The organism is Mesorhizobium sp. C416B, assembly GCF_030323165.1.
GTDB lineage: Bacteria > Pseudomonadota > Alphaproteobacteria > Rhizobiales > Rhizobiaceae > Mesorhizobium.
This window is the reverse complement of sequence record NZ_CP100471.1, coordinates 2,646,304-2,670,002: the sequence shown is the minus strand read 5'-3', so window position 1 is coordinate 2,670,002 and position 23,699 is coordinate 2,646,304. Positions and strand designations below refer to the sequence as shown.

Below are 23,699 nucleotides of genomic sequence, written 5' to 3'. Positions count from 1 at the left end.
CCTGGCCTCCTGACGTGACGGGTCGTGGTCGAATAGCTCAGCCATTCGGCTTCGCCCTCACAGATCCGGGCGGGCGGATTTCCCGCACCAAATGTGTTCGATGCGTAATGTGGCTTCGGTAGAGATGTGGCGCCGGCCGCCGCGAGCCAGAAGCGGCAGGCCGGTGGGATACCGAGCGGTTCCTAAAAATAGGTGATCGGATTTTCCAGCTCGCTGGCGGGTCCGAGGCATGTTCGAGGACCTATTTGTGATTTTCATAGAACGAGGGCCCTGTTTTAAACCCGAATATGATCTTTTGCGCCGAATAAATTCGGGCTATTCAATATATAAGCGATCATATCTATCACCGTCATCCCGGCACCTTGTAGCATAGTCGGGAAAATTCCTCCCGTTCCCAAACCCGGAAGATAATTACACTCGAGAAAGTACACCTCGGACTCATCGTTAACTCTAAAATCAAATCGCGCTATATTATATAGGTCAACGGCACCCGCGATCTTATTGGTAATATCTTTTACCTTAACTGAGATTGGGTCACTGTCGTCCACAACCCTCAGACCATAAAGGTCGCTGCAATTTTTTTCTTTGCTGCCAAAGAAGCGCCTTTGTGTCTGAATTTCGACGACTGGCAGTAGCATTATGCCGGACGCATTCACTATACATCCGCAAGAATACTCGGAGCCAGGAATGTACTCCTGCAGCAACGCAGCTCTGTCGTATCTAAGTATTTCGCTAATCATCTCCGACATGTCGTCCTGAAGCGCGACCGGATCATCAAAAACTTCTGTAAGTATTGACGAGCCGAGTGAATTCGGCTTCACCACGACAGGACCTTGGATTGAGTTCGCAATCGGAATTTCGTGTTCTACAGTTTTGGGTTTTATTAACCTTGTCTTTGGAATTCTCACGATGTCAGGGGAAAGCTGAGAGGAGACAAATAGGGACATTGCATGCTTATTCATCGTCAGCGATGCAACGTGTGGGTCGCCGAATGTACCCTTCAATCCTAAAAGCGCCGCAAGCCACTGAATCCCTCCGTCTTCGCCGAACTGACCATGCAGTAAATTCACCAGATACTCTCTGCACGGGTCAACCGAACCAATAGTGCTTAGGAGTGGACCGCCGAGCGCGGCCACGTTACTTTCTATATATGCGTCGATATTTCGCGCATCAGAAACACCACTTAACGGTATCGTCCTGATAAGGCCGTCTTCCCTATTAAGGTGATAAATATTTTTTACGCCAAACGGTCTTTTGTTAACTGGAAGTTCTAAGTATGAAGAAATGATATTTCTTAAGGATGAGACCGACGAATCGTACTCGGTCGAGATGCCGCCAAATATGAACGAAACTTGTAGGCCCATTTTAGCGTCTCCTTGCTGCTGGTGGGATCGCTCCTGCACGAGCGAATACGTCAACGCAGGCAGATGAGCTCGATCATGCTCCCAAACTTCCGTACGTTGGGTAGTGTTCTGCTTAGGAATAAGTGCTTTGAAAGAGTCGGCGTCATCTCCCTTCCAACTACTATGACTCGGCACTGCTCGTGGTCCGGCAACACTGAGTTACTTTGCAACAGCTTGCATCCAGCGCTTGAATCTTTAGACAAGATCAAGAGACATTCGATCAAGTACCACTAGCACTCGACGAACATTTGCTGCCTCGGGCAAAATGTCCGCAACAACCTGCATTCTTGCCATGATGTTCTCTCCTACTATTCGGCAGCCCATAGACTACGCCGCTTGCGCCAAGCGGCATGATGGTGCAGACGCTCTGCTAAGAGCACTGCATTTGTTGTGCCAACGAGAACATTGGGAAATGGCACGATTGCTTCCGACACACTCCTGGCTCGGAGCTGACATTGTCGCATTTCGGACAGACGGGTCAGCGACCGCAAGCACGCGAGAATTACCTCTCGCCCATTGGCAGAGGATGGGTGCGATCGGCATCGCCTGGTTGTCCGGTGCCGGAATTCTTCCCATCGACATGGCCCACCGCGGAATGGTACGTGTGTCCATCTGGTCTGGCCCGGTCTGGGCCGCGGCAGACACCGTTTCCGTGCTAAACTGCGTTCATGGAGATCGACACCGACAAGATCGATGATGCTGCTCTGGGCTTGCTTTGGCTAACCCTGCATGACGCGCGCTTTGAAGGGTCTGGATTGGATGCGCTTGACTTGCACCAGAAGGGGGTGATCGCGAATCCTGCAAACAAGGCGAAGTCGGTGGTCTGGCAGATGAAGACCTGCGGCGTGCGGAGTCACTGTTCCGCACCCTGTTCATGCGGCGGGCGCCATGAGCGCTGGGCAGGCGTTCCAATTCCACGGCAAGCATCGCGCAGTGCCATGGACCCGGGGCCGCGGTTTACGATTTGGGGCGATGGTTCTTTGCGGTGGACAATATGCCGAAGAGTTTTCAATGCCGTCTTCGGTGAAGACCACGATGGTTTCGCTAAATTCAGACGCGGGATAGTCGTCGTAGGCGCTCAGGCAACTGTCTTCAGAGAACATCTCGATCGAGCAATCGCGCAAGAACTCTTCGGCTTCGTCGAGCATCTCGGCAACATATTTGGGCCTATAGAGAGCGGAGTTGCGGTATCCCATCGGACGTCTCATCTTCTGGTGAAGGCCCGGATCAGGCAGCTTTATCTGCTGCGATCGTCGGCTCCAATTCCACGGAAGTAGGTTCTCAAGCCGTGTGGTTGGCATGATCGGCGATGCGGGAGAGGACATTGGCAAGCCAGGCCTGCGGATCGACGTCGTTGAGCTTGGCAGTTTATGCGACCGCCGAACTATGCCGAGCGCCTCAGCCAATCATGGCGGCATGAAGCGCTTTGCCCGCCATTTCGACCGAGAACCGGTCGTTGACACTCGGCATAGTTCTCATGCTCAGAGGCGTAGGAATTCAAGAAGCCGGTCGGTTGGTCGAAATCGTTCGGCCCTTGCGCGTTCGTATGGCTTCAGCTTGGCAAGTGCGGATTCCTTCAGCCCAAGATGTGCGTGAAGATAGGTCAGCGTCGTTTCCACCGTCTCATGGCCCAGCCATAGGACGATGACCGAACAATCGACGCCCACCTGCAGCAGCTCCATGGCAGCGCCGTGCCTCAAAACATGAGGCGACACCCGCTTCGAGCGGAGGGGGACGCAGTGTTCGCGAGCTTGGCGACATATTTGTTCAGCAGCGCCTGCACGCTGTCGGCGCTCAGCCTGCCGCCGTGCATATTCGGAAAGAGAGCCGTTGCGCCCCCCTTCCTGGGCTCGTTGAGCCAGCCCCCAAGGGGCTTGCTGTGCAACCTTCGTGAGCGGCGTACTTCGCTCCTTGCAGCCCTTGCCAACCCATCGCACGTATCCGGACAGGCCAGGATCGCTTCAATCTCGGGCCTGGTGAGAAACTGAAGCTGTCGCTTGTCGCATCCTCGAACGACGCATATCTGAAGAAAGACCGAATGGCCGTGAGGCGGAGATTCCGGGTCCTCACTGAGGCGGACCGCAGTGTCTCGAGTTCCTCTAGGGAGGCCCGATGAAAGCGCGTCTAAATCCCGCGGTGTCAACTGCGACGGAGACCTGCCAAGGTGTGTCTGCGGGAACGCGAACAGGAGCCGGAAGGTGTCGCGGTAGGAGGCGATGGTGTTGGAGCTTACGCCTCTCGATGCCGCATGAGCCGATCGATGAACCACCGCTCGATCAGCACGGCCAGGTCGTTCGAGGCGCTCATGGGCGAGCCTCCCACCGCTTATCCAGCAGTCGCGCGGCATGGGTCATTAGCTCCGGCGCGGCGGATAGATACCAGTAGGTGTCGCGAACATTGGCGTCGCCGAGAAAGGTCGAGAGGACCGGCAGTCCCCGCTCGACATCTTCGCCCGCACGATACCAGTTGGTCAGGGCCTGGACAGCGAAACGGTGACGAAGATCGTGAATCCGCGGACCATTGCGCTGCCCGCGCTGCCGCAGACCGATCTGTCGCGACAGCTGCCAGAACACCCGGTGCACGTATTGGTGCAGCAATCTGCCGCCATAATAGAGTGCCGCCGGCGGAGCATGTCCGCCGAACGGCCGGTCATCCCTCAATAGGTCCAGATGCGGCCGGTGTCGGTCTTGCCCTTCGCCAGGATCGACACTGTGGTGTCATCGCCATGCATACGTTCGCCGGCAATCACATGCGCCTCGATCAGGTCATGCAGCGGCTTGAGCGCCGCGGCACAAGCACCGACCCTGGTCAGCCAGTGTGGAAAGGCTGAGGTCGATGTCCTCGCGGCCATAGCGCTCGCTCTGCCGGTTCAGCGGCTGATGCTGGGCAAAAACTTCGGGAACAGGATCATCGCCAAAAGGTTCAGCCCGGCAAAGCCACACGGCGCTACGTGGAAGGGCGCGGGCGGTTGCGTGATCTTCTCGCATTCGCGGCAACTGAACTTCTCGCTCACGGTCTGGATCACCTTCACTGGCGCGGGATCACCTCCACCGTCTCGGTAACGTCCTCGCCAAGCTTCGTCAGCTTACCCAAACGCAGCAATGGTTCGGCGATGACAACACGCTCGCGCGGCAGATGCTCAGGAAAAGGCTTCCTTGACGGAGGCCTGCGCGCTCGAAGGCTCTGACGATCGATGACCGCGCCGCCATCTCCGCCGCCATTTCGTCCTGGCTGGCGTCAGCCTCCAGCTCCTCGAGCTGCAATTCCATCTGCTCGAGAAGCCGGGCCTTGCGCTCCGAGCTGCTGCCATGGATCTCGCGCTTCAGCTTCTCGATCTCCAGCCGGAGCCGCGCGATCAGCGCATCCGAGTGCGAGTTCACGGCCTGCGCACGGGCTGCGAGTGCTAGCGCCTCATTGGGGCGGCACGCTCGGCCAGGATCATCGCGTGCGCGCTGGCAAGGTCGTCGGGAAGCTGATCGGCCGCATCGGTCATGGCGCGACGGAATCGTATTCGATCCCGCCATGCGGGCACGCCGATGAGGCCCGTGAGGGTCTCAAAAGCAACGCATGATGCTTCCGCGTACAGGTCTCTTAAGACGGCTGGGAGGGTTCCGCTGGGAGGTTGGTCGAGCTTGGCGACACGCGCTGGTGCGTCGAAGCCAGTCACGCCGCATGCCTCGGGACTGTTTCCAAAAGCTGCTGCGCAAATATCTGCCACCGTGCCGACTGACGACATCCGCATCCAGATGCTCGGCTCACCGACACAACTCACGATAGGAGCCGTAAGCGGCAATGCCGCACATACGAACTGACGCGGGGCGATGGGTAACGATCGTTCCTACCGGGACCAAAAGAATGACGGCACGTACTTCATTGGAAAGGGGATAAAATTGCAAACAACCCAATTCCACGAAATCTGCATTGCAGCGAAGGCAGTATTTAGACGGACATCGTTCCTCGGCCGGCGCTAGGTTTAGCCCTTGGATATTTCTCTAGGGAGATCGCTTTTGATGCGACTATTTGCTGCAACGCTTGGTACTGAAACTCATAGCTTTTCCCCGATGCCGACCGGCATTGCAGATTTCAAAGAGGGAGCCTTTCTTCGTCCCGGCGAGCTTCCCGAAGAGGCGCCAATCTGGTGTGCCGAGCCCTTGTGGGTCGCTCGCCGTAGGGCGGAGGCTGACGGCTTCACTTTGATCCAAGGTAGTTGTTTCTTTGCTGAAGCTGCGGGCCCGACAAATCGCCAAGATTACGAGTTCATGCGCGATGAGATCCTAGATCAGGTTAAAGAAGCGCTGCCTTTGGACGGCGTACTGCTAGGTCTTCACGGCGCAATGGTCGCATATGGCTATGACGACGTGGAAGGCGACCTGCTGGAACGGGTCCGATCACTTGTAGGTCCCAAGTGCGTCATTGGGGTTGAGCTGGATTCGCATTGCCACTTGACCATAAAGCGCGTCAACGTCGCGGATATCATAATTCTTTACAAGGAATACCCGCATATCGATCAGATCGAGCGTGCTCACGAGCTACTCGACTTGGTTCTGCGAACCATCCGAGGAGAAATCCAACCGGTAATGTCATTGTTCGATTGCCGGCAACTTCATTGGTATTTGTCAGAGACACCGCGGATGCGAAAACTTATAGATCGGATCCAGGATATGGAGGGCAAAGGCGGTGTACTGTCCGTTTCCCTTGGTCATGGGTTTGCGCTTTCAGACGTACCTGAGATGGGGAGCAGAGTCCTTGTCGTTACGGACAACGATAAAGCAACAGGAGATTTGCTTGCGAAGGAAATTGGCGTGGAATTTGTTTCGATGCGAGCAGATGCGCCCGATGCACCGATGTCAATTGCCGATGGCGTCACCTCTGCGATTTCTATGGTGGGTGCTCCCGTTGTCATAGTAGATGACCACGACAACGCCGGTGGCGGAGCTAGTTCAGACAACACAGATGTTTTGAAATATCTTATTGAAAATCGAGTGGAAGGCGCTGCTCTAGGTCCGTTGTGGGATCCTATCGCTGTGCGCCTCTGCTTTCAAGCGGGCGTGGGTGCCAGCTTTCCTCTGCGTATTGGTGGAAAAATCGGTATTATTTCAGGAGTGCCCATTGACGCGAATGTGTCGGTAATTGGACTGAAGCGGAAATGCTGGCAATATAGTGGCCCCACCCGAGCCTCGCTCGGCGACTGTGCCGCAGTGCGCATTGGTGGAGTAGATGTCGTGCTATCCAATGAACGAACGCAAGCGCTCGGTCTAGAGTTGTTCACCAACGTGGATATTGATCCCCTGTTGAAGAAGATCATCGTGCTAAAGACGAGCACCGCGTTTCTGCCGGCGTATGGTCCAATCTCTCAGAAGGTGATTTATGTTGCCAGTAGCGGATTGTTAGGCATGGGGGTCAAGGACCTTCCATACAAGGCTGTGAACCGGCCTATTTGGCCGTTAGACTATAACGCCACTCCGACCCTTCTTATCTAGAGCACGTCCGGTAATCAGTGAACTCGATTGTGATGTGACTGCTGCGTTGTGCTGGTTCAACATCCACCTCGATGGAGGTGGACGATGGGAGGAGCATGGAGTGAGGATCTTCGGTCGCGGGTCTTGAAGGTCGGACGAGGGCATGTCGGCTCGGCAGCGCGTTTTGGAGTGAGAGTGTCCAGCGCGATCCGCTCGATTGCGCGGGCAAAGATCGGCGAATTGGCGCCACGCCCGCACCAATGCTGGGATAGAGGTCGACCTGCGTGTGGCGACATGGGATTGTCAGGAATTCCGTGCGGGCGAGCGGTTGAACATTACGGCATTTTCTAGTCTTTCTCCGATCGGTTCAAGATCCGGTAGAGCAACTTGGTTGCCGCATCGCCTCTATTGAGTTCGTAACCGGTATGATCATAACGGTGCCATCTGATCCCCCGCTGGAGATGAGCGATTTTCGGCGTATGGTGCGACCATCCGGGACAGGGGCACCGGGAGCACGCCAAGTGCGGGCAGCCCGATGTATTTCGATGAGCTGCGAGCTCGCGTTAGTAGCTGGCCGCCCCTGCGACCTGCGCGGTTGCGCCGAGAGCGCGTATCCGTAGGTGTCGCGTCGCCGCCGGCTCCTGAGCGTTTGAGGAGGAGCGGATGAGACGATTGGCAGGTGCTTCCCGACGACGAGCGGGCTGCTATCGCTCGCCACTTCCGCGAGATCGACCGCCTGGCCGAGGATCTGACTGACCTCGATCGCGACATCTCCGGGAAGCGGTTGGTGATGTGCAAGTCCCGCGGCTTCAGACGATCACCGGCGTCAACGCCATCGTCGCGAGCGGTATCATCGCCGCCGACGGGGACATCCGGCGGTTCTGCGAACCACAGAAGCTGGTGAGCTACTTCGGCCTCAATCCGCGTGTGCGCCAATCCGGTCTTGGCATCGCCCAGTATGGCCGGATCAGCAAACATGGGCGTTCCCATGCCCGCGCCATGCCGGTCGAGGCCGCCTGGGCGGCGGCGAAGGCGCCCGGGCCGCTCAGGCTTTCTTCCTGCGCATCCGCAACAAGCGTGGTCATCAGGTCGCAGCCGTGGCGGTCGCCCGCAAGCTCGCCGTGCTGATCTGGCATCTGCTGACAAAGGAGCAGGACTACTTCTGGGCTCGCCCGGCGCTGGTGGCGGCAAAGCAGAGGCAGCTCGCTCTCAAGGCCGGCGCCGGGCGAGCGCGGTGTCCGTCGCCGCGGTTCGGCTTGCGCCTACAACGTGAAGGAGTTGCGAAACAGCGAGAAAGCCGCGGCCGAGAATGCCGAGCGTGCCTACCAGTTGATGGTTCGGTATTGGCGGCCACGCGCCGAAGCGGCGCACGGACGCCACAAAGGAGGAACGACTATAACGGCTGCGTGGCGGCACTCTCATCCTCTAGCACCACTCTTTGCCACGTGGTCGTCCGTGCCGGACAAATATAGCACAAGGAAATCTGCCGGCACGACCGCCGCCTCGGTCCGCTCCAGACTGGCGCAGTGCTCGATGCCGTCAAGGCGTGGCCCGGAAACCTCGCAGCCCGCGGTGCCGCCATCGCTCCGGCCAGCCTTGACCGCGTCTTGACATGCCCGCACGGAAATCCTGTGGGCCGGGACGAAGAAAACACACTCACCTGAGCCGAACAAAGAAACGCAATAGGAGTCGAAAAGCCGAACTCGGGCTTGTCGGTCTCATCCGTGGTGTAAATGATCCGACGGACGTCGTCAGGGAACGCGAAGAATGGAATGACCTCGCACGAACGCGTGATGCGCAAGCAGGGGCGCCTCCAAAAGACAACCATCGTCGCCCTTGCAAGGAAGCTGCTCGTGGCGCTGTGGAAATACGTGACTGCGGGCGTCGTCATCGAAGGTGCTGTCATGAAGGCCGTCTGACGAGATCACACCGGTACACTCATCCCTCGAGGCCTGATCAGCTCGGCGGATCCAGGAGGCGACCGAGATCCCAGCTGGCTAGAATGCGGTATCAAAGACGTGTCTCGCCTTCTAGCCCCTGCCGCAGCAAGCGGGATATTGGTGCAGCCGTCTCAAGCGGCGACCGTATGTGAGTTTGATTAGGCTCCATTGACCGAGCCGTGTCACGCAATCGAGCCCAGCTCTGGACTCCGCCATCAATAGGGATACGATGCCGCCCTAACACATCGCTTGACCTCAGCATCGTCACGTGAGCCTGGAAACCGGCGCTGCTACTTGGCAATCAGCTGCGGATCGAAACTCGACTGGCGGTCGCGCGGAACATCGATCTCCATCTGGCCGGTCTCGGTCGTCACCGTCTTGCGGCCATAGCCGTTACGCGTATTGCCAGCGTCTTCGCCGCTCGCCAGATGGTGGTCCATTTCCGCGTTCAGCGCGCGCTCTGTCAGAGCCTTCTTGAGCGTATACAGCAGGCCGCCCTGTTCGAAGGCAGCACTGGCTGCGCCTCCTGCCAGCAGTTGGTCGAGAAGATCATTCGGCATTGCGGATTCTTTGGGTCGGGCCATAGTGGGCATCCTTTTTACCCATTATGCCCGCCGGCACACAGAAATCCTGACAGTCCCGGCGACATCGTCGCGCGCCAGTTGGATAAACTCTTCGTTCAGCACCCCATCTTCGCGTCGAACTCCTTCCATTCGGGTCGCAGCCCACCAATCAGCTGACGCATGCGGGGCGACAAGGTCTCAAGGTCTCATTGCCCTCCGCAAGCATGCCATCCAAATCAAGCTCAACTTTCGCCTGCCAGCCGGGAAGGTCACCCAGCGTTCCAGCAAGATCGCTCGCAACTGGTTGAGGAGGTTGTTTCTTTCGGCTACCAGGCGCGAACGCACTCGATATATTGTCTGGAGTTCAACTGCTCCTGGCTCTCGAGCGCGTTGACGGTCGTGGTGGCGGCCTCGGCGATCTTCGGGCGAGCATCGTCTGGGATAATGCGGCCATGTAAAGCTTCTTCTCTCGCTCAAGACAGTGCGCACAGTTTACAGGACCCGAGATGCCGCCGGGGTCGATGTCTCGACTAGATCGAGCGCTTCTACAATCCCCGACGGCACTCGACACTGGGCTATCTGAGTTCGAGCAACGAGCCATGTTAGCTGCTGCGGCGCCGATCGGCGTCTCTCATAGGCCGCCCAGCGTTGCTCCCGAGTGCATGTGCAGGTTTTGTTCTGGCCCGGATACGAGGCTAAATGGCTTGAGACATCGAGTGGCTTGAGTGTCGGGGGACGAGCCGCCGATTGCGTTCCAGAGCGCCAAGACATTTCAGACCACGCGGCTTGGTGCGGCTCGCATTTCAGCAGCCGTCCCGTTTTGACGCAAATTTTCTCACCCAAGTGGTAGCATTCCCAGTATGTCGCCGCCAATTGTGGCATCGGCAGACGCAACAATTGGCGAATCAACCGCCAATGGCTCTAAAAAGGGGAATTGAAAGATGACGATTTCTCGACGCAATCTCTTCAAGGCGGGTATCGCCGTCGGAACTGCTTTATCGTTCCCGCCGGTCCTGCGGGCACAGACATCGCCAAGCGCCGATCGGACAGTCCACATGGTGAAGGGTGATTTGACCATCTTCGATCCGGTTGTGACCACGAGCAACTTAACCTTGGACCATGCCTTAGCCATTTACGATACGCTGTTCTCAAACGACTCCACGTTCGTGCCGCAACCTCAGATGGTGGGAAAGTGGGGCGTTTCGGATGACAAGAAGACCTATACGTTCGAGTTGAGGGATGGCTTAGGCTGGCACGACGGCGCCTCTGTCACGGCGGCCGATTGTGTTGCGTCGATCCATCGTTGGGGGGAAGTCAAACCCGGTGGGCAATTACTCATGACGCGTGCAAGCGACATTTCCAAAAAGGACGAGAGGACGTTCAAGATAGTCTTAAAGGAGCCTCTGGGGTTACTTCCCACTATTTTGACTCAAGATCTCTATGTAATGCGAGAAAAAGATGCCTCTACACCGGCAACCGACCCAGTGAACGCGAACATCGGATCAGGGCCTTTTGTCTTCAATCATGCCCTGGCGAAGCCCGGGGTCAGTGTTGTCTATGACCGGAATGAAAAATACGTGCCACGCAGCGAGTCCTCTGACGGGTTCGCTGGCGGGAAGATCGCAAAGGTCGATCGCATCATCTGGGATGTTATCGCCGACCAGCAGACCGCTTTGGCGGCTTTGCAGGCGGGCGAGATTGACTACCTTGAGGCGCCACCCGCCGATCTTTACCCTGTCATAGACAGTGATCCGAATTTGGCGCTCCAAGTTCTCAATGCATCTGGCTGGGCTTATTTCCTGCGTATGAATTGTCTGCAAAAGCCGTTCGACAATGTCAAAATGCGCCAAGCAGTGCTTCACCTTGTAGATCAGGAAGCTTTTCTGCAGGTCATTTCCCCCGGCCCTCAATTCGCGAGTACCGTCAAGTCATTCTTTGGCGGCGGTAACCTCGTATCTAATGACGAAAATACCGGATGGTTCAAAAAGGGAGGCAATCCGGAGAAGGCGAAGCAACTCCTTAGCGAGGCTGGTTATACAGGCGAGAAGGTTATCATTCTGCAGCCGACAGACTGGGCAGAGGCAAGCAACACCTCCCAAGTTTTGGCGTCCGAGTTGCGGAAGATCGGCGTTAATGCTGAGCTTGCCGCGATGGATTGGGGTACGCTCGTCACACGCCGGGCAAATAAAGGCCCAGTCAACGAAGGTGGCTGGAGCATCTTTATTACAAGTGAGTCCGACTTCTCGCGGGGGGATCCGATAGGTACAGCTGATCTCTCTATGAATGGGGAGAAAGGTTATTTCGGTTGGCCGAGCAGCGACGAATATGAGGTTCTTCGCGCGAAATGGGCCGTTGTCCAAACGATGGAGGAGCGCAAAACGCTCGCAGGCAAAATGCAGCAAATTGCTTGGGATCTCGTTCCTGAGGTCCTTCTAGGGCGGGTTGTTGCCCCAATCGCACGCCGCCAGACGCTTAACGGCCTTATCGGCATGCCGGATTATGTTCCGATGTGGAACATGCAGAAAGCCTCTGCCTGATGGGTGCGTACATCCTTCGCAGATTGGTTTCGACCATCGCTGTCATGGCGATGGTCGGGATCTTCGTCTTCCTGCTTCTCAGGCTGGCGCCAGGCGATCCAGCGGCGATTATCGCCGGCAAGTCGGCCACGGCGGAGATAGTCGCCGGCATCCGCGAAAAGCTGGGCCTGAACGATCCCATGCCGGTTCAGTTCATACGTTGGGTGCGCGACATGCTCAGCGGCGATTTCGGCACCTCGATCTTTGCCGGGCGACCGGTTCTCGAGCTCATGTCGCAGCGGCTTGAGCCGACTCTATCCCTATCGATCTTGACGATGGTCCTCTCGGTGACGGTGGGGGTCTCATTCGGCATCGTTGCCGCGTGGCGAACAGGCGGGCTCGTCGACCGCCTCCTCGCCGCCTTTTCGGCACTTGGTTATTCCGTCCCTGTCTTTGTCATCGGTTATTTTTTCATATATTTCTTCGCCATCAGGATGCATTGGCTGCCGGTCCAGGGATACGTCCCGATCGATGGTGGCCTCGGCCCTTGGTTTGTGCACCTGATCCTGCCAACCGTAGCGTTGGGCCTCGGCTACATTGCGTTCATCGCGCGGGTTACGCGGGCGAGCATGCTTGAGGTGTTGTCGGAAGACTACATGCGAACGGCCGCCGCCAAAGGCGCTTCATCCTATGCCATGCTTTTTCACCATGCCTTGAAGAATGCCGGCGTCCCGATCCTGACCGTAATCGGCATAAGCTTCGCCTATCTGATCGGCGGGGTTGTCCTCACCGAAACGGTGTTCAACATACCCGGTATCGGTCGTCTGGTCGTCGATGCGATCAACAATCGCGACTATCCCATAATCCAGAGCGTACTCATCCTGACTTCGGGTCTGTACGTCCTTATCAATCTCGCGGTCGATCTGGCCTATACGCTTATCGATCCACGGATACGGTACTGATATGAGCCTCATCTTCGCACCAGCTGAATCCGTGCCGATGGGTCGGCTCCAGCTATCCGACCTTCCACGCCTGGCAAGGCGGCACCCGCTGGTCCTGGTCGGCGGCGGCCTGTTGGCGCTCCTGATCATTCTGGCGCTCGCCGCCCCCCTTTATGCCGGAGATCCGGTGAACATGGATCCATTCAAGCGCCTCCAGCCGCCTTCCGCCGAGATGTGGTTCGGGAGCGACAATCTGGGCCGGGACGTGTTTGCCCGAACGATCTTCGGTGCTCGAATATCCCTCATGGTCGGATTGCTGTCGGCGGCATGCGCGGCTCTTGCCGGGGCTCTGATCGGTGTTATCGCCGGCTACAGCCGCAGCTTCGACAACGTCGCCATGAGGGTCATGGACGGCCTGATGTCTATCCCGACCATTCTGCTGGCGATTGCGCTCATTTCTCTGACAGGTCCCGGCATCGGCATCCTCATCGTCGCGATCGCGATCCCCGAGACGCCAGCCGTCGCGCGGCTTGTTCGTTCGGTGGTTTTGGGTGTTCGCGAGCGTCCCTATGTGGAGGCCGCGATCTGCGGCGGTGCGCGCCTGCCCAAGGTGCTGTGGCGGCATATCCTGCCGAGTACCATTCCTGCGCTGATGGTCCAGGGCGCTACTGTATGCGCCAGTGCGATCCTGACGGAGGCGGGGCTGAGCTTCCTCGGCGTGGGCGTGCCGCCAGAGATTCCGAGTTGGGGCAACATGATCGCCAGTTCGCGCCTATACCTCGCCATCGCCCCATTGACGATCTTCGCCCCCGGAATCTGCCTTGCCGTCGCGGTGCTTGCCGTCAACCTGCTCGGCGACGGCCTGCGCGACCTGTTCGACCCCCGCGCGAAGCGGAGGCGCTGACATGCAGATGCATCAAACCGTAGGGAACGATGTGCTTCTCGACGTTCGAAACCTTGAGACCCACTTTTACGGCGAAGAAAGTGTCACGCGCGCCCTGGGCGGCGTCAGCTTCCAGGTCATGAAAGGCGAGACGCTCGGCGTCGTGGGCGAGTCGGGCTGCGGGAAGAGCGTCACCGCTCTCTCCGTCCTTCGCCTGCTGCCGAAGCTGAGCGCCAGGACCGTCGGCGGCGAGGTTCGCTTCCACGGGCGCGACCTGCTTGAGCTGTCCGATCGGGAGATGCGAAAGGTCCGCGGCGACCAGATCGCCATGATCTTCCAGGAGCCGATGACGAGCCTGAACCCGGTCTATACCGTCGGTCACCAGATCGCCGAGGCGGTTCAGATCCACACCAAGGCCTCGCGGTCCGTTGCCATGGCAAAGGCCGAGGAGATGCTTCGTCTCGTCCGCATCGCGGACCCCGAGCGTCGCGTCAGCAACTATCCTCATGAAATGTCGGGTGGCATGCGCCAGCGCGCAATGATCGCCATGGCTCTTGCCTGCTCACCGGAACTATTGATTGCCGACGAGCCGACGACCGCGCTTGACGTCACCATCCAGGCACAGATCTTGCGTCTGATCGTGGATCTGAAAGAGCGCACGGGAACGGCTGTCATGTTCATTACACACGATCTGGGTGTTGTGGCGGAGACATGCCAACGCGTGATTGTCATGTATGCTGGCCGCATAGTCGAGCAAGCGAACGTGATAGATTTGTTTGCTCGCCCGGCGCATCCCTATACTCAGGGTCTCATGCGATCGGTGCCTGACCGGCGGCGTGGCCGACAGCGCAGCCTTCCGGAAATCCCCGGCATCGTGCCGAGCCTGCGCGAACCCATTATGGGCTGCAGCTTTGCTCCTCGCTGCCCGTTCGCGATCGATATTTGCCGCGAGAAGACACCCATCCTAAGTGATGTCAGGCCGGGTCACGCTGCGGCTTGCTGGCGCGCCGAAGAGGTGATAGCCGCATGAACGGTCCTCTGCTGAAAGTCGAGAGTCTGACCAAGCATTACCCGCTCGGTGCGGGAATCTTCAAGAAAAGCATCCCGGTGATCCGGGCGGTGGAGGATGTATCCTTTTCCGTCGAGGCGGGCGAGACGCTCTGTATCGTCGGCGAATCCGGTTGTGGCAAGTCGACAGTGGCGCGGCTCCTGATGCGGCTCGTGGAGCCGACGGGCGGGCGCGTGCTGATCGATGGGACCGATATTGCCGGTTTCAAGAAGGACGCGCTTCACGCGTGGCGTCGTCGGATGCAGATGGTCTTTCAGGATCCCTACTCGTCACTCAACCCGCGCCTCACCGCCGAACAGATCATCACTGAACCCGTCGAGAATTTCGAGCGCCTCAGCCGCAAGCAACGCCAGGCACTTGCCGCGGATCTTCTCCGAAAGGTCGGAATGTCGCCCGAGATGATGAACAGGCTGCCATCCGAATTGTCGGGCGGTCAGCGCCAGCGGCTCGGCATCGCACGCGCCCTGTCGCTTAAGCCCTCGCTCATAATCGCCGACGAAGCAGTCTCAGCCCTTGACGTATCCGTGCAGGCACAGATCTTGAATCTGCTTCTGGATCTCCAGCAGCAGATGGGCATTGCCTTCGTCTTCATCTCGCATGACCTTAGCGTCGTGGAGCATATCGCGCATCGCGTCGCGGTCATGTATCTGGGGCGGATCGTCGAGCTTGCGCCGTGCGACGCGCTCTTTGCCAAGCCAGTTCATCCTTATACCGAGGCGCTGATCGCGGCAGCTCCGGTTCCGGATCCGACGCAGGTTCGGCTGGACGCACCGGTCGAGGGCGAAGTGCCAAGCCCCATCAATCCGCCGAGCGGATGCGCGTTTCATCCGCGCTGTCCGCTCGCGGTCGAGCGTTGCCGCATCGACGTGCCGCCTTTGGTGCCGATAGCCGACGGACGGATCGTAGCCTGTCATGTGCGCGCTCCAGCTACAGATATCCCGAGACACCTGGCTGAAGCGAGCGATTATCCGCCTACTAGCGTGGCTCGGTTCTGATCCGGCATAGCATATCGGAAGGCACAAATATTGCGACAGGTGCAACATCCACGCGAAGCAGGAGATGATATGGATACTCACGAACATGGCCACCCTGCCATCCTGCGGGATGGTGGTTTTGATGCGGTGGGTTCAACCGAAACGAACGTTGAAGACGGTTTCACCGTGGCTGCAACCGGCGACCTTCTTTACGCGCGGCCCGTAACAAATGGCTATTATCCGGGCTTTGCCGAGGTTCTCAGGCTCTTCGACGGAGCTGACGTGAAATTCGGCAACTTGGAAACCAACATCTTGGACGTTCATTCTAAGGGCTGCCCGCAGGCCGAGTACGGCGGTGCGTATTTGATCGGTGCTCGGGAATTAGGACCTGACTTAAAGGCCATGGGCTTCAACATGGTCAGTCGGGCGAACAACCATACGCTTGACTGGGGCGTCGAAGGTATGCGCGAGACGACCAGGGCGCTTGATGAGAACGGGATCGTTCATGCAGGTGCGGGCGAGAATCTCGCGCAGGCCCGCTCCGCTCGCTTTTTGGAGACCCCTCGCGGCCGGGTAGCGTTGGTGTCCTTTGCCACGACGTTCGAGCCTATGGCACGTGCATGCGACCCGGCCGGCGAGGCGCCAGGCAGACCAGGACTCAATCCCCTTCGCTTGGCAAAAAGCATCGTGGTTCCACCAGAGATACTTGAGAACTTGAGGCAGATGCGCGAGATGCTTCCTTGGTATGCACCTCCCCCGAAAGATGCATCCCGTGTAGCAATTGGCGAGATAGTCTTCGAAGTAGGTGAGAGACCAGGATACAGCTTTAAACCCAATCCGCGCGACGTTGACGGTATTCTGCACAACGTGCGTTGCGGCAAGCAGCTGTCTGATTTCTGTATCGCCACGAATCACGGGCACGAGCCGGAGGAATTCACCAACCAACCGCCGGATTATGAACAAGCGTTTGCGCGGACGACCATCGATGCCGGAGCAGATGCATATATAAATCACGGGCCGCATCATGTTAGGGGCATCGAAATCTACGATGATCGGCCCATCTTTTACGGCTTGGGGAATTTCTTCAATCAAGACCTGAGAACCCCGGTCGGGGCTGACATGTTCGACGCACACGGCAAGGATCCGCGGGTCGATACGGATGCGGACGTAACAGCTCATGAAATGGCAATAGGCTATCCATACCCAGAAGGATTTATACCACTCTCGGCCTCAGTTTATTATGAGAGCGTCATCATCGTGGGTCGGTTCGAGAAAAACCGCCTTGCTGAATTGAGGCTCCATCCTATTGAACTTCGCCGCTCGGAGAGGTTAGCAAATCGGGGAGTGCCGCGCCTGGCTCCCGCGCCGCAAGCAAAGGCCATTCTGAAGCGGATACAGAAGCTGTCGAAGCCATTTGGCACCCAAGTCGAGATTGAAAACGAAGTTGGAGTAATCCATGTCCGGCCCAGCTCGGCGACTCCGGTATGTAGCGAGACCAGCACTGCCCCGGCATCTAATGCGAGGTGAGGACGACGGATGGGAGCTGCCGTACAATAAGGACAGAGTGCCACCATGGCCGCGCATCCAATTGGCCGCCTTTCGCTGCCGCCTTGGATGCTGAATCCCCTTTCCTCGATGTCGCGTACCGGCGTTTCGGCGGTGAAATGCAAAGGTGAGTATTCGGGCGGCAACAGAGCGCGCTCCCGGCGTCCGGTCGTGTCCATAAGACTTCGAGGTTTTGTTATGTCGCCAAAAACGGTCGGAATTATCGGCGGGCTCGGTCCCATGGCCACCGTCGCCTTCATGAATTCGGTTCTGGAGCATACGCCGATAAAGAGCAATCGCGACCATCTGCACATGATCGTCGACTGCAATCCCAAGGTTCCTGATATTAACGCGGCCATCCTCGGCACCGGGCCGAGTGCGGCCGCTGCACTTGCCGCGGGCGGTAGGCGCCTCGAAACAGCTGGGGCCGATTTAATAGTTATGGTTTGCAATGCTGCTCACGTTTATGAGGACGAATTGCGACGGGCAGTTGCGGTTCCCTTCATCAGCATGATCGAGGAGACAGTGAGAACAATCCGATCCGATACGCCGCAGTGCAGGCGTGTAGGATTGCTGGCGACAGACGGCTGCCTTAGGTCTAACCTTTATCAGGAACGTCTTGCCAGTGTTGACCTAATCCCGGTTTTACAAACGGACGATGAGCTTGGCCGGTTGATGCTCGCTCTCAGCCGGATCACCGCTGGCGACATAAGTCACGCAATCCGATTCGAGATCCTGAGCCTCATCGATGCGTTGGCAGAGCGGGGAGCGGAAACCATCGTCCTCGCCTGCTCGGAAATTGCCCTTGTCGGCCTGGATGCAGGAATCGATGTACCGGTGATTGATCCTTGCCTTGTGTTGGCTAAGACGACCGTTCGTACGGCGCTAGGCGGATAATAACGACGCGCCGCTTGTTAGTCTAAAGATTCCCTCCGAAATGCCATGTTCCCCGCCGTCACGAGCTGCAGCCCGATGAGCGCCGCGCCGTCACATGCTATGAGGAAAGCGCAAGGATTGCGCAATGGGTTTTAAAAGGTCGGCGGCTAGCAATATAGGGCGGATCATCCTCCGTGGCGAGTGGATGAGGTGCCCGTTTCTCCTTCGGTCGTCATGGAGGAGAAACGGGGTTGTGTGCGTCAAGTTCTGCAAAATGGGCGATCATGAAACTGGTCATGCGGCTTGGCGTAGAGCGAGCTTCTTGTGCTCGCGCAGATCATCCATGTTGATATAGCGGTTGGCCTCCATCCAGTTTTCGTTGGTTTCGACGGCCAGCGCCCTGACTAGGCGCAGGCAGCTTTCGGCGTTCGGGAAGATGCGCACGACATAGGTGCGCCGGCGGATTTCCTCGTTGAGCCGTTCAAGCATGTTGGTGGACTTGAGGTGCTTGTGATGCTGACGCGGCAGCCGGAAGAAAGTCAGCGTCTGTTCTATGGCTTCTTCCGCCCAGGTGGTCAGCCGCGGGTAGCGGGCGGACCATTTGGACAGCCACGCGGCGAGATCGGCCTTGGCCTCGGCGAGATCGCGCCGGTCGTAGAGCCAGCGCAGTTCCTGCAGACAATCGTCGCCGTGCTTCCTGGGCAGGTGATCGAGCGCGTTCCTGAGGAAGTGGACGTAGCAGCGCTGCCATGCTGCTTCCGGGATCACCTCGCCGATCGCCGCGACCAGGCCGGCATGGTCGTCGGACACGGCCAGTTCGACGCCCTTGAGACCGCGTCGTTTCAAGCCGACGAGGAAGTCCTTCCAGGCCGAGCGGCTCTCGCGATTGGCCATCTCCACGGCCAGGATCTGCCGCGCCCGTCCCAGTCGATGCCGATCGCGATCAGCACCGCCTGGCTCATCACGATGCCGGCTTCGCGCACTTTCTCGTAGCGGGCATCGAGAATGAGGTAGGGGAATGGCTCCTGAAGCGGTCGTTCGGCAAACGCCTTCAGGCTCTCGTCCAAGCGCTTGTTGATGGCCGAGATCGACGAAGCCGAGAACGCATGACCGCACAGCTCTTCCGTGATCGCCTTGACCTTGCGGGTCGACACGCCCTGCACATACATCTCCGCAAGCGTCGCAACCAAGGCCCGCTCCGAACGCTGGTAGCGCTCGAACAGCTCGGTGGAGAAGTGACCCGCCCGGTCCTGTGGAACCCGCAGCTCAAGCTTGCCCACCCGGGTGACCAGGGTGCGGCCGTAGTAACCCGAGCGATACCCAAGGCGCTCAGGCGTGCGTTCGCCCTTCGAAGCACCCAGCGCCTCCTCCATCTCGGCCTCGAGAACCTCCTGCATTACCGCACGGATCACTTCGTGCAGCCCCTCCGGGTTCGAAAGCAGAATGTCTTTGACGGCAGCGCTGGTCGATTTACCTTCTGTCTTGGTCATGGTGGCGTTCCTTCCAGGGAATCGGTGACGTTGAACATCACCAGCCTGCCATGACCGCCCTCTCTCAGCGAATTTGCAGAACTCTCAGCACACTACCAGAAACGGGTGCGTCGGCGCCTCTGTGCTTGGTATTTGGGGTGTATTTGGGGTGAGGCAGTACCCGACTCAAATGCGCATGTCGCGATCAAGTGGGAAGATTGGCCGCGGCACATTCTGATAGGGCAGTTTTTCCCAATTCGGTGTGGTGAGAGCGCCACTATCGCAAACAATGACTTTGCCGGCAATTGCCTCGAAGGCAGCGCGGAAATGCTGCATTGACTTCAGGCCGACTACAGTCTTTGCGGCGGGATCAATCCCAAATGCACGAAATTGCTGCAGGTCCAGTATTTGAGCTGGCTCGCTCACCACGAGAATGTCGATTCCCTTGACGCGCAAGACTGCAGTTCGACCCCAGGAAAAACTCAATCCGCCTTGCATCTCGCCGTCGCAAGTATAGGAACCATTGCTGATCAGGCAAATCTCGCCTTCGATTTCCAAGGGCCCCCCCCCGAAGCGCGGATCGAACTTACCGCCCAGCTTTACCTGCACACGGTCGCCCACTGTGTTGCCATGCAGCTTCTTAGCTGTTTCTGCATCAACCATTGGTCCAAAGGCCGCGTCGGTAATTCCGGCGTCCATCAACGCCTTCAACAGATTTGTCGAATCGCCATAGCCACCACCACCGGGATTGTCAGCATAGTCGGCTATGATTAGGGGGCCTGCACCCCGCCCGTAAGCCTTTGCGAAATCCGCCGCCTCCTCGACCGAGATATAGGAATTCAAAACTTCAAAACGCTTTTGCCATATATCATCGGCGATCGCCTCAGCGAAGGCGCGGTGCTTGGCCTCGTTGCCCTCATAGGTTATCGTGACCGTCGGTCCGATCTCGCGAATATCGGCTTCGGCGAACCCGGTATTGATGCTGACTGCGAAGACACCAGGCTCTTTCTCATAGGCAATGGATTTGGCTATCCTATCGACCATCGGACCGACATCGGTGCGGCCGCAATTCACTTCTTCCAACATTGGACGGTGTACCCGCAATGTGCGTGGTCGAATTTCTCCCTTCATAGTGCGGTGAAGAATCGCGCTGGCATGCCGACCGCACTCGCGCATATCTAAATGGGGATAAGTCTTGTAAGACACGATTATATTGGCAAGCTCACACATCTTCCGCGTCACGTTTCCATGGTGATCGAGCACGATTGCAATAGGCATGTCCGGTCCGACCACTGGACGCAGCCGCTCCAGCAACTCGCCTTCTCCGTCCTCGCAAAACTCGGTGACCATGGCGCCATGTAGCGCAAGCAGGATGCCATCCAACTTCTCCCTGTGTTGACCGGCGGCTTTTACGATGGCTCCGCCCAAGCGATCAAAAGCATCACGAGTTACGGCACCGGCCGGTTCGGCGGCAGCGCTCAGAACATGCGTTTGCTTCCAACCGAAGTCGCGCGCGCAGTCGCAAAAACCGGCCAGCTCGGTATTAACTTGGCCGCGCTCCTTGATGGCGTCGTCGCCGAAATAGACGAAGCACCTCTTGAATGCCTCGTAGCCGGTGGGGTTCTTGTTGAAGGTATTGGTCTCGTGGCTGAACTCGGCGGTAAGAACACGGTATGACATGATAAGCCCTTGTTGGCATATTCCAAATTACCGAGCGCAGCTCTAATAGATGCGCTCGAATTCCGAAGGTTAAGGTCGTCCCCTACCGCTTAAGTATCGTCGAACAGATTTGGCTCCTGCCAGGTGCATTTCGAGAACGATGGTCTCGCTCGCCCGAAGGTCTCGGGGCCCCGGCATGAGCAGTCCGTCGAGGCTCGCCGTCGCAGGATCGAACTCCCCCGCCGGCGATTGCAGCTGCGCGGCTACCGGCGATTGTTCGCTTGGGCCCTGAGGCGAACCACACTGGCCTTCCCGGAGTCGGGCTAGCTATAGGGTGGTATGCTATCTGCAAGTCACGCGCTCTTTGAAGCAAACGATCCGGCTTAACGAAATGGCAGAGCAGAATTTGCGACTTCTTTGCAATAAAGGCACCATTCGCCCCACCTCACAGCGCCTCCGGCATGACGCAGCTTCGACCGCATCCTCTAGACCAGTCGACAATCATCGGCTCCAGATGATTGCGGCGGCGAGAGACATGAAACATAGCGGATAGTCTGCAATCGAAGCGTGTGCGAAGCGCCGGAAGTGTTCAGCTTGTCGAAATATCGTTCGACGAGATAACGCCGCTTATAGACCGATGCGCTGAACGGGAAACTGCCTGTCCGGGTTTCCTCGACGGGATGTCGCCCATGTCTTGCGCTCTGCCGCCAGCACTCGAATGACATTGCTGGCAGTCCGCGAGCAGGATCGCATCGGGCTGGAGAGCGTGCTGGCAAACGCGGAAGGAGCTGTCGATCATGATGATCTCGCCGTCATATTGGCGGTCGTCAAGCTGTATTCAATTTTCTTGTTTGCAGAATCCGATTGATGCGTTTTCATCAACCCGAGCACTCTTTTGAAGCGCGTTTTGCGTGTGCAGCGTCTCTTTGATCACATTCTATGCGCAGATACTGCGATTACTTCTGCGCGGCCAACTTGCACGTCTGGGCGGAAAAATTTGGCTTAAGTCTGCCGGTGTGGACAGGCTGGTAATTTATATCGCGTCCGAGTTAGGGGAACTGTACCGACACTCTACGTGACGACCTTCGAAGGCTGAAGAGCCTTCAACGCGGGGCTGCAGGATGACCGGGTGCCTGGACCGGCCAACCCAACACGGATTGAAGGATGAGAAATGACACTTGCAGCAACCGAACCCACAATGGATTTGCCGGTCGTCGAGGAGCGTCACCGAGACCGCCGGCAATACCCCAACGGTGTGGCTTTCATGGACGGACAGTATCTGCCGATGTCCGAAGCCAAGATTTCCGTTCTGGACTGGGGTTTTCTACACTCCGACGTTACTTACGATACCGTCCACGTATGGGACGGTCGGTTCTTTAGGCTCGACCAGCACCTCGACCGCTTCTTGCACAGCATGAAGCGGCTGCGCATGAAACTGCCCTATGATCGGGGCGAGATTGCGGCAATCCTTGCGAACTGTGTCTCCCTATCGGGACATAACTCCGCTTATGTCGACATGATCTGCACGCGTGGTGCATCGTCAACTTTTAGCCGTGACCCGCGCGAAGCCGAGAACCGCTTCATAGCTTTCGCGTTGCCATTCGGGTCGGTCGCCAACAAGGAGCAACTCGAGCGCGGCCTGCACATCGCAATTAGCGAGACTGTGCGCATTCCCCCGACCTCGATTGACCCGGCGATCAAGAATTGCCACTGGCTGGACCTTGTGCAGGGGTTGTTCGAGGCATACGATTATGGCGCGGAAACAGCGTTAGTCGTCGATACTAACGGCAACATTGCTGAGGGGCCCGGCTTCAATGTGTTCGCCGTCAAGGATAGCCGTCTCAGGACCCCGGCACACAGCGTCCTACCCGGCATAACGCGCCAGACTGTTTTCGACCTCTGCAGTGAACTTGGCATGTCCGCCATGGCCGACGATATCGGGCCCGGCGAGATTAAAGCTGCGGACGAGGTGTTCATCACCTCCACCGCCGGCGGGATCATGCCGGTGACGCGAATCGATGCCGCATTGATCGGAGACGGAAAAGTCGGATCTGTCACACGGGAATTGACTAGCCTTTATTGGAAGAAGCACGCCGATCCTAGCTGGTCTACTTTAGTTACCGCCTTAGTTTAATGCAAGATTTTCACACGTTGCTGATGCCGGCTCCTCTCCGCCTCAGGGAGGCAAACAAAAGTCGATCAACGCAGATGAACTGCTAGGAAGAAAAACAGGTAGTTTCTTCCATGTCTTTAGGGAGCGTCGCAGGGGCGGGTCACTGGTCGAGCCGGAGGGGATCGGCACCCTGCTTCGCGCGATTGGCGGCCCCTACAAGCGCGTCGGCCTTGAGGCCGGTCCACTCTCGCAATGGCTCTACAGTGGCCTGTCGGCCGCAGGCTATCCG

Annotated in this window: 16 protein-coding genes and 8 pseudogenes; 15 read left to right on the top strand and 9 right to left on the bottom strand. The window is 57.8% G+C overall.

From position 1 onward, the window contains the following. Window positions 1-275: 275 nt before the first annotated feature. On the bottom strand, window positions 276-1,364 hold the full coding sequence (locus tag NLY43_RS13090; protein WP_023716376.1) for a D-alanine--D-alanine ligase family protein: 1,089 nt from the start codon (window positions 1,362-1,364) through the stop codon (window positions 276-278). A 707-nt stretch (window positions 1,365-2,071) separates the two neighbouring features. Between NLY43_RS13090 and NLY43_RS13085 the strand changes: the two are divergent. Then, a pseudogene (locus NLY43_RS13085) lies at window positions 2,072-2,295 on the top strand (DUF6429 family protein). On the opposite strand, the gene NLY43_RS13080 reads toward NLY43_RS13085, so the two are convergent. The 5 genes and pseudogenes from NLY43_RS13080 to NLY43_RS13060 form a co-directional block, all read right to left on the bottom strand. Next, complete coding sequence (locus tag NLY43_RS13080; RefSeq protein WP_031198720.1) at window positions 2,276-2,599, bottom strand: hypothetical protein; 324 nt, start codon at window positions 2,597-2,599, stop codon at window positions 2,276-2,278. The pseudogene NLY43_RS13085 and the gene NLY43_RS13080 overlap by 20 nt on opposite strands. A 60-nt stretch (window positions 2,600-2,659) precedes the next feature. Next, window positions 2,660-2,771: pseudogene (locus NLY43_RS13075) on the bottom strand (transposase domain-containing protein); the annotation flags it as partial. Window positions 2,772-2,884: 113 nt separating this feature from the next. Further along, window positions 2,885-3,340 (bottom strand): tyrosine-type recombinase/integrase, encoded by a 456-nt coding sequence (locus NLY43_RS13070; protein ID WP_198025537.1) that lies wholly within the window; start codon window positions 3,338-3,340, stop codon window positions 2,885-2,887. A 366-nt stretch (window positions 3,341-3,706) separates the two neighbouring features. Continuing rightward, complete coding sequence (locus tag NLY43_RS13065; RefSeq protein WP_502882183.1) at window positions 3,707-4,000, bottom strand: site-specific integrase; 294 nt, start codon at window positions 3,998-4,000, stop codon at window positions 3,707-3,709. Beyond that, window positions 4,001-4,896: pseudogene (locus NLY43_RS13060) on the bottom strand (transposase); the annotation flags it as partial. A 487-nt stretch (window positions 4,897-5,383) separates the two neighbouring features. On the opposite strand from NLY43_RS13060, the gene NLY43_RS13055 reads away from it, so the two are divergent. The 4 genes and pseudogenes from NLY43_RS13055 to NLY43_RS13040 form a co-directional block, all read left to right on the top strand. Further along, complete coding sequence (locus NLY43_RS13055) at window positions 5,384-6,883, top strand: M81 family metallopeptidase (RefSeq protein ID WP_198025538.1); 1,500 nt, start codon at window positions 5,384-5,386, stop codon at window positions 6,881-6,883. Between the two features lie 84 nt (window positions 6,884-6,967). Then, window positions 6,968-7,135, top strand: a pseudogene (locus tag NLY43_RS13050) (IS630 family transposase); the annotation flags it as partial. Between the two features lie 519 nt (window positions 7,136-7,654). Further along, a complete protein-coding gene (locus NLY43_RS13045) occupies window positions 7,655-7,990 on the top strand; it encodes an IS110 family transposase (RefSeq protein WP_023712933.1) in 336 nt (111 codons plus the stop codon). A 668-nt stretch (window positions 7,991-8,658) separates the two neighbouring features. After that, window positions 8,659-8,781 (top strand): annotated as a pseudogene (locus tag NLY43_RS13040) (IS110 family transposase); the annotation flags it as partial. 314 nt (window positions 8,782-9,095) lie between these two features. Here the strand turns inward: NLY43_RS13040 and NLY43_RS13035 are convergent. Further along, window positions 9,096-9,386 (bottom strand): annotated as a pseudogene (locus NLY43_RS13035) (transposase); the annotation flags it as partial. A 401-nt stretch (window positions 9,387-9,787) separates the two neighbouring features. On the opposite strand from NLY43_RS13035, the pseudogene NLY43_RS13030 reads away from it, so the two are divergent. The 8 genes and pseudogenes from NLY43_RS13030 to cuyB form a co-directional block, all read left to right on the top strand. Then, window positions 9,788-9,971 (top strand): annotated as a pseudogene (locus tag NLY43_RS13030) (IS3 family transposase); the annotation flags it as partial. Window positions 9,972-10,306: 335 nt separating this feature from the next. Beyond that, window positions 10,307-11,902, top strand: coding sequence for an ABC transporter substrate-binding protein (locus NLY43_RS13025; protein WP_023716375.1), 1,596 nt, complete (start codon window positions 10,307-10,309; stop codon window positions 11,900-11,902). Then, window positions 11,902-12,843, top strand: coding sequence for an ABC transporter permease (locus NLY43_RS13020; RefSeq protein ID WP_023712937.1), 942 nt, complete (start codon window positions 11,902-11,904; stop codon window positions 12,841-12,843). The genes NLY43_RS13025 and NLY43_RS13020 overlap by 1 nt, the downstream gene beginning before the upstream one ends. A 1-nt stretch (window position 12,844) precedes the next feature. Beyond that, complete coding sequence (locus NLY43_RS13015) at window positions 12,845-13,726, top strand: ABC transporter permease (protein WP_023716374.1); 882 nt, start codon at window positions 12,845-12,847, stop codon at window positions 13,724-13,726. A gap of 1 nt (window position 13,727) precedes the next feature. Continuing rightward, complete coding sequence (locus NLY43_RS13010; RefSeq protein WP_023712939.1) at window positions 13,728-14,735, top strand: ABC transporter ATP-binding protein; 1,008 nt, start codon at window positions 13,728-13,730, stop codon at window positions 14,733-14,735. After that, window positions 14,732-15,769: an ABC transporter ATP-binding protein gene (locus NLY43_RS13005; RefSeq protein WP_023712940.1), complete on the top strand. Its 1,038-nt coding sequence runs from the start codon at window positions 14,732-14,734 to the stop codon at window positions 15,767-15,769. Before NLY43_RS13010 ends, NLY43_RS13005 begins: the two co-directional genes overlap by 4 nt. A gap of 69 nt (window positions 15,770-15,838) precedes the next feature. Then, window positions 15,839-17,275: a CapA family protein gene (locus NLY43_RS13000; RefSeq protein WP_023712941.1), complete on the top strand. Its 1,437-nt coding sequence runs from the start codon at window positions 15,839-15,841 to the stop codon at window positions 17,273-17,275. Window positions 17,276-17,320: 45 nt separating this feature from the next. Continuing rightward, entirely contained in the window at window positions 17,321-18,190 is an 870-nt protein-coding gene (cuyB, locus tag NLY43_RS12995; protein ID WP_084561214.1) for a cysteate racemase, read from the top strand. Window positions 18,191-18,463: 273 nt separating this feature from the next. Here the strand turns inward: cuyB and NLY43_RS12990 are convergent. After that, window positions 18,464-19,659: pseudogene (locus NLY43_RS12990) on the bottom strand (IS256 family transposase). Between the two features lie 165 nt (window positions 19,660-19,824). After that, window positions 19,825-21,318 (bottom strand): M81 family metallopeptidase, encoded by a 1,494-nt coding sequence (locus tag NLY43_RS12985; protein ID WP_023712945.1) that lies wholly within the window; start codon window positions 21,316-21,318, stop codon window positions 19,825-19,827. A 697-nt stretch (window positions 21,319-22,015) separates the two neighbouring features. On the opposite strand from NLY43_RS12985, the gene NLY43_RS12980 reads away from it, so the two are divergent. Together NLY43_RS12980 and NLY43_RS12975 are read left to right on the top strand one after the other, a co-directional pair. Further along, complete coding sequence (locus tag NLY43_RS12980) at window positions 22,016-22,165, top strand: hypothetical protein (RefSeq protein WP_023712946.1); 150 nt, start codon at window positions 22,016-22,018, stop codon at window positions 22,163-22,165. A 303-nt stretch (window positions 22,166-22,468) separates the two neighbouring features. After that, on the top strand, window positions 22,469-23,431 hold the full coding sequence (locus NLY43_RS12975) for an aminotransferase class IV (protein ID WP_023715650.1): 963 nt from the start codon (window positions 22,469-22,471) through the stop codon (window positions 23,429-23,431). The last annotated feature ends 268 nt before the right edge of the window (window positions 23,432-23,699 follow it).

Coding starts and splice junctions, on each gene's coding strand:
- cuyB (WP_084561214.1), top strand. CDS start 17,321: ATGGCCGCGCATCCAATTGGCCGCCTTTCGCTGCCGCCTTGGATGCTG.
- NLY43_RS13000 (WP_023712941.1), top strand. CDS start 15,839: ATGGATACTCACGAACATGGCCACCCTGCCATCCTGCGGGATGGTGGT.
- NLY43_RS13020 (WP_023712937.1), top strand. CDS start 11,902: ATGGGTGCGTACATCCTTCGCAGATTGGTTTCGACCATCGCTGTCATG.
- NLY43_RS13025 (WP_023716375.1), top strand. CDS start 10,307: ATGACGATTTCTCGACGCAATCTCTTCAAGGCGGGTATCGCCGTCGGA.
- NLY43_RS13080 (WP_031198720.1), bottom strand. CDS start 2,599: ATGGGATACCGCAACTCCGCTCTCTATAGGCCCAAATATGTTGCCGAG.
- NLY43_RS13010 (WP_023712939.1), top strand. CDS start 13,728: ATGCAGATGCATCAAACCGTAGGGAACGATGTGCTTCTCGACGTTCGA.
- NLY43_RS12975 (WP_023715650.1), top strand. CDS start 22,469: ATGACACTTGCAGCAACCGAACCCACAATGGATTTGCCGGTCGTCGAG.
- NLY43_RS12985 (WP_023712945.1), bottom strand. CDS start 21,318: ATGTCATACCGTGTTCTTACCGCCGAGTTCAGCCACGAGACCAATACC.
- NLY43_RS13015 (WP_023716374.1), top strand. CDS start 12,845: ATGAGCCTCATCTTCGCACCAGCTGAATCCGTGCCGATGGGTCGGCTC.
- NLY43_RS13005 (WP_023712940.1), top strand. CDS start 14,732: ATGAACGGTCCTCTGCTGAAAGTCGAGAGTCTGACCAAGCATTACCCG.
- NLY43_RS13090 (WP_023716376.1), bottom strand. CDS start 1,364: ATGGGCCTACAAGTTTCGTTCATATTTGGCGGCATCTCGACCGAGTAC.
- NLY43_RS12980 (WP_023712946.1), top strand. CDS start 22,016: ATGACATTGCTGGCAGTCCGCGAGCAGGATCGCATCGGGCTGGAGAGC.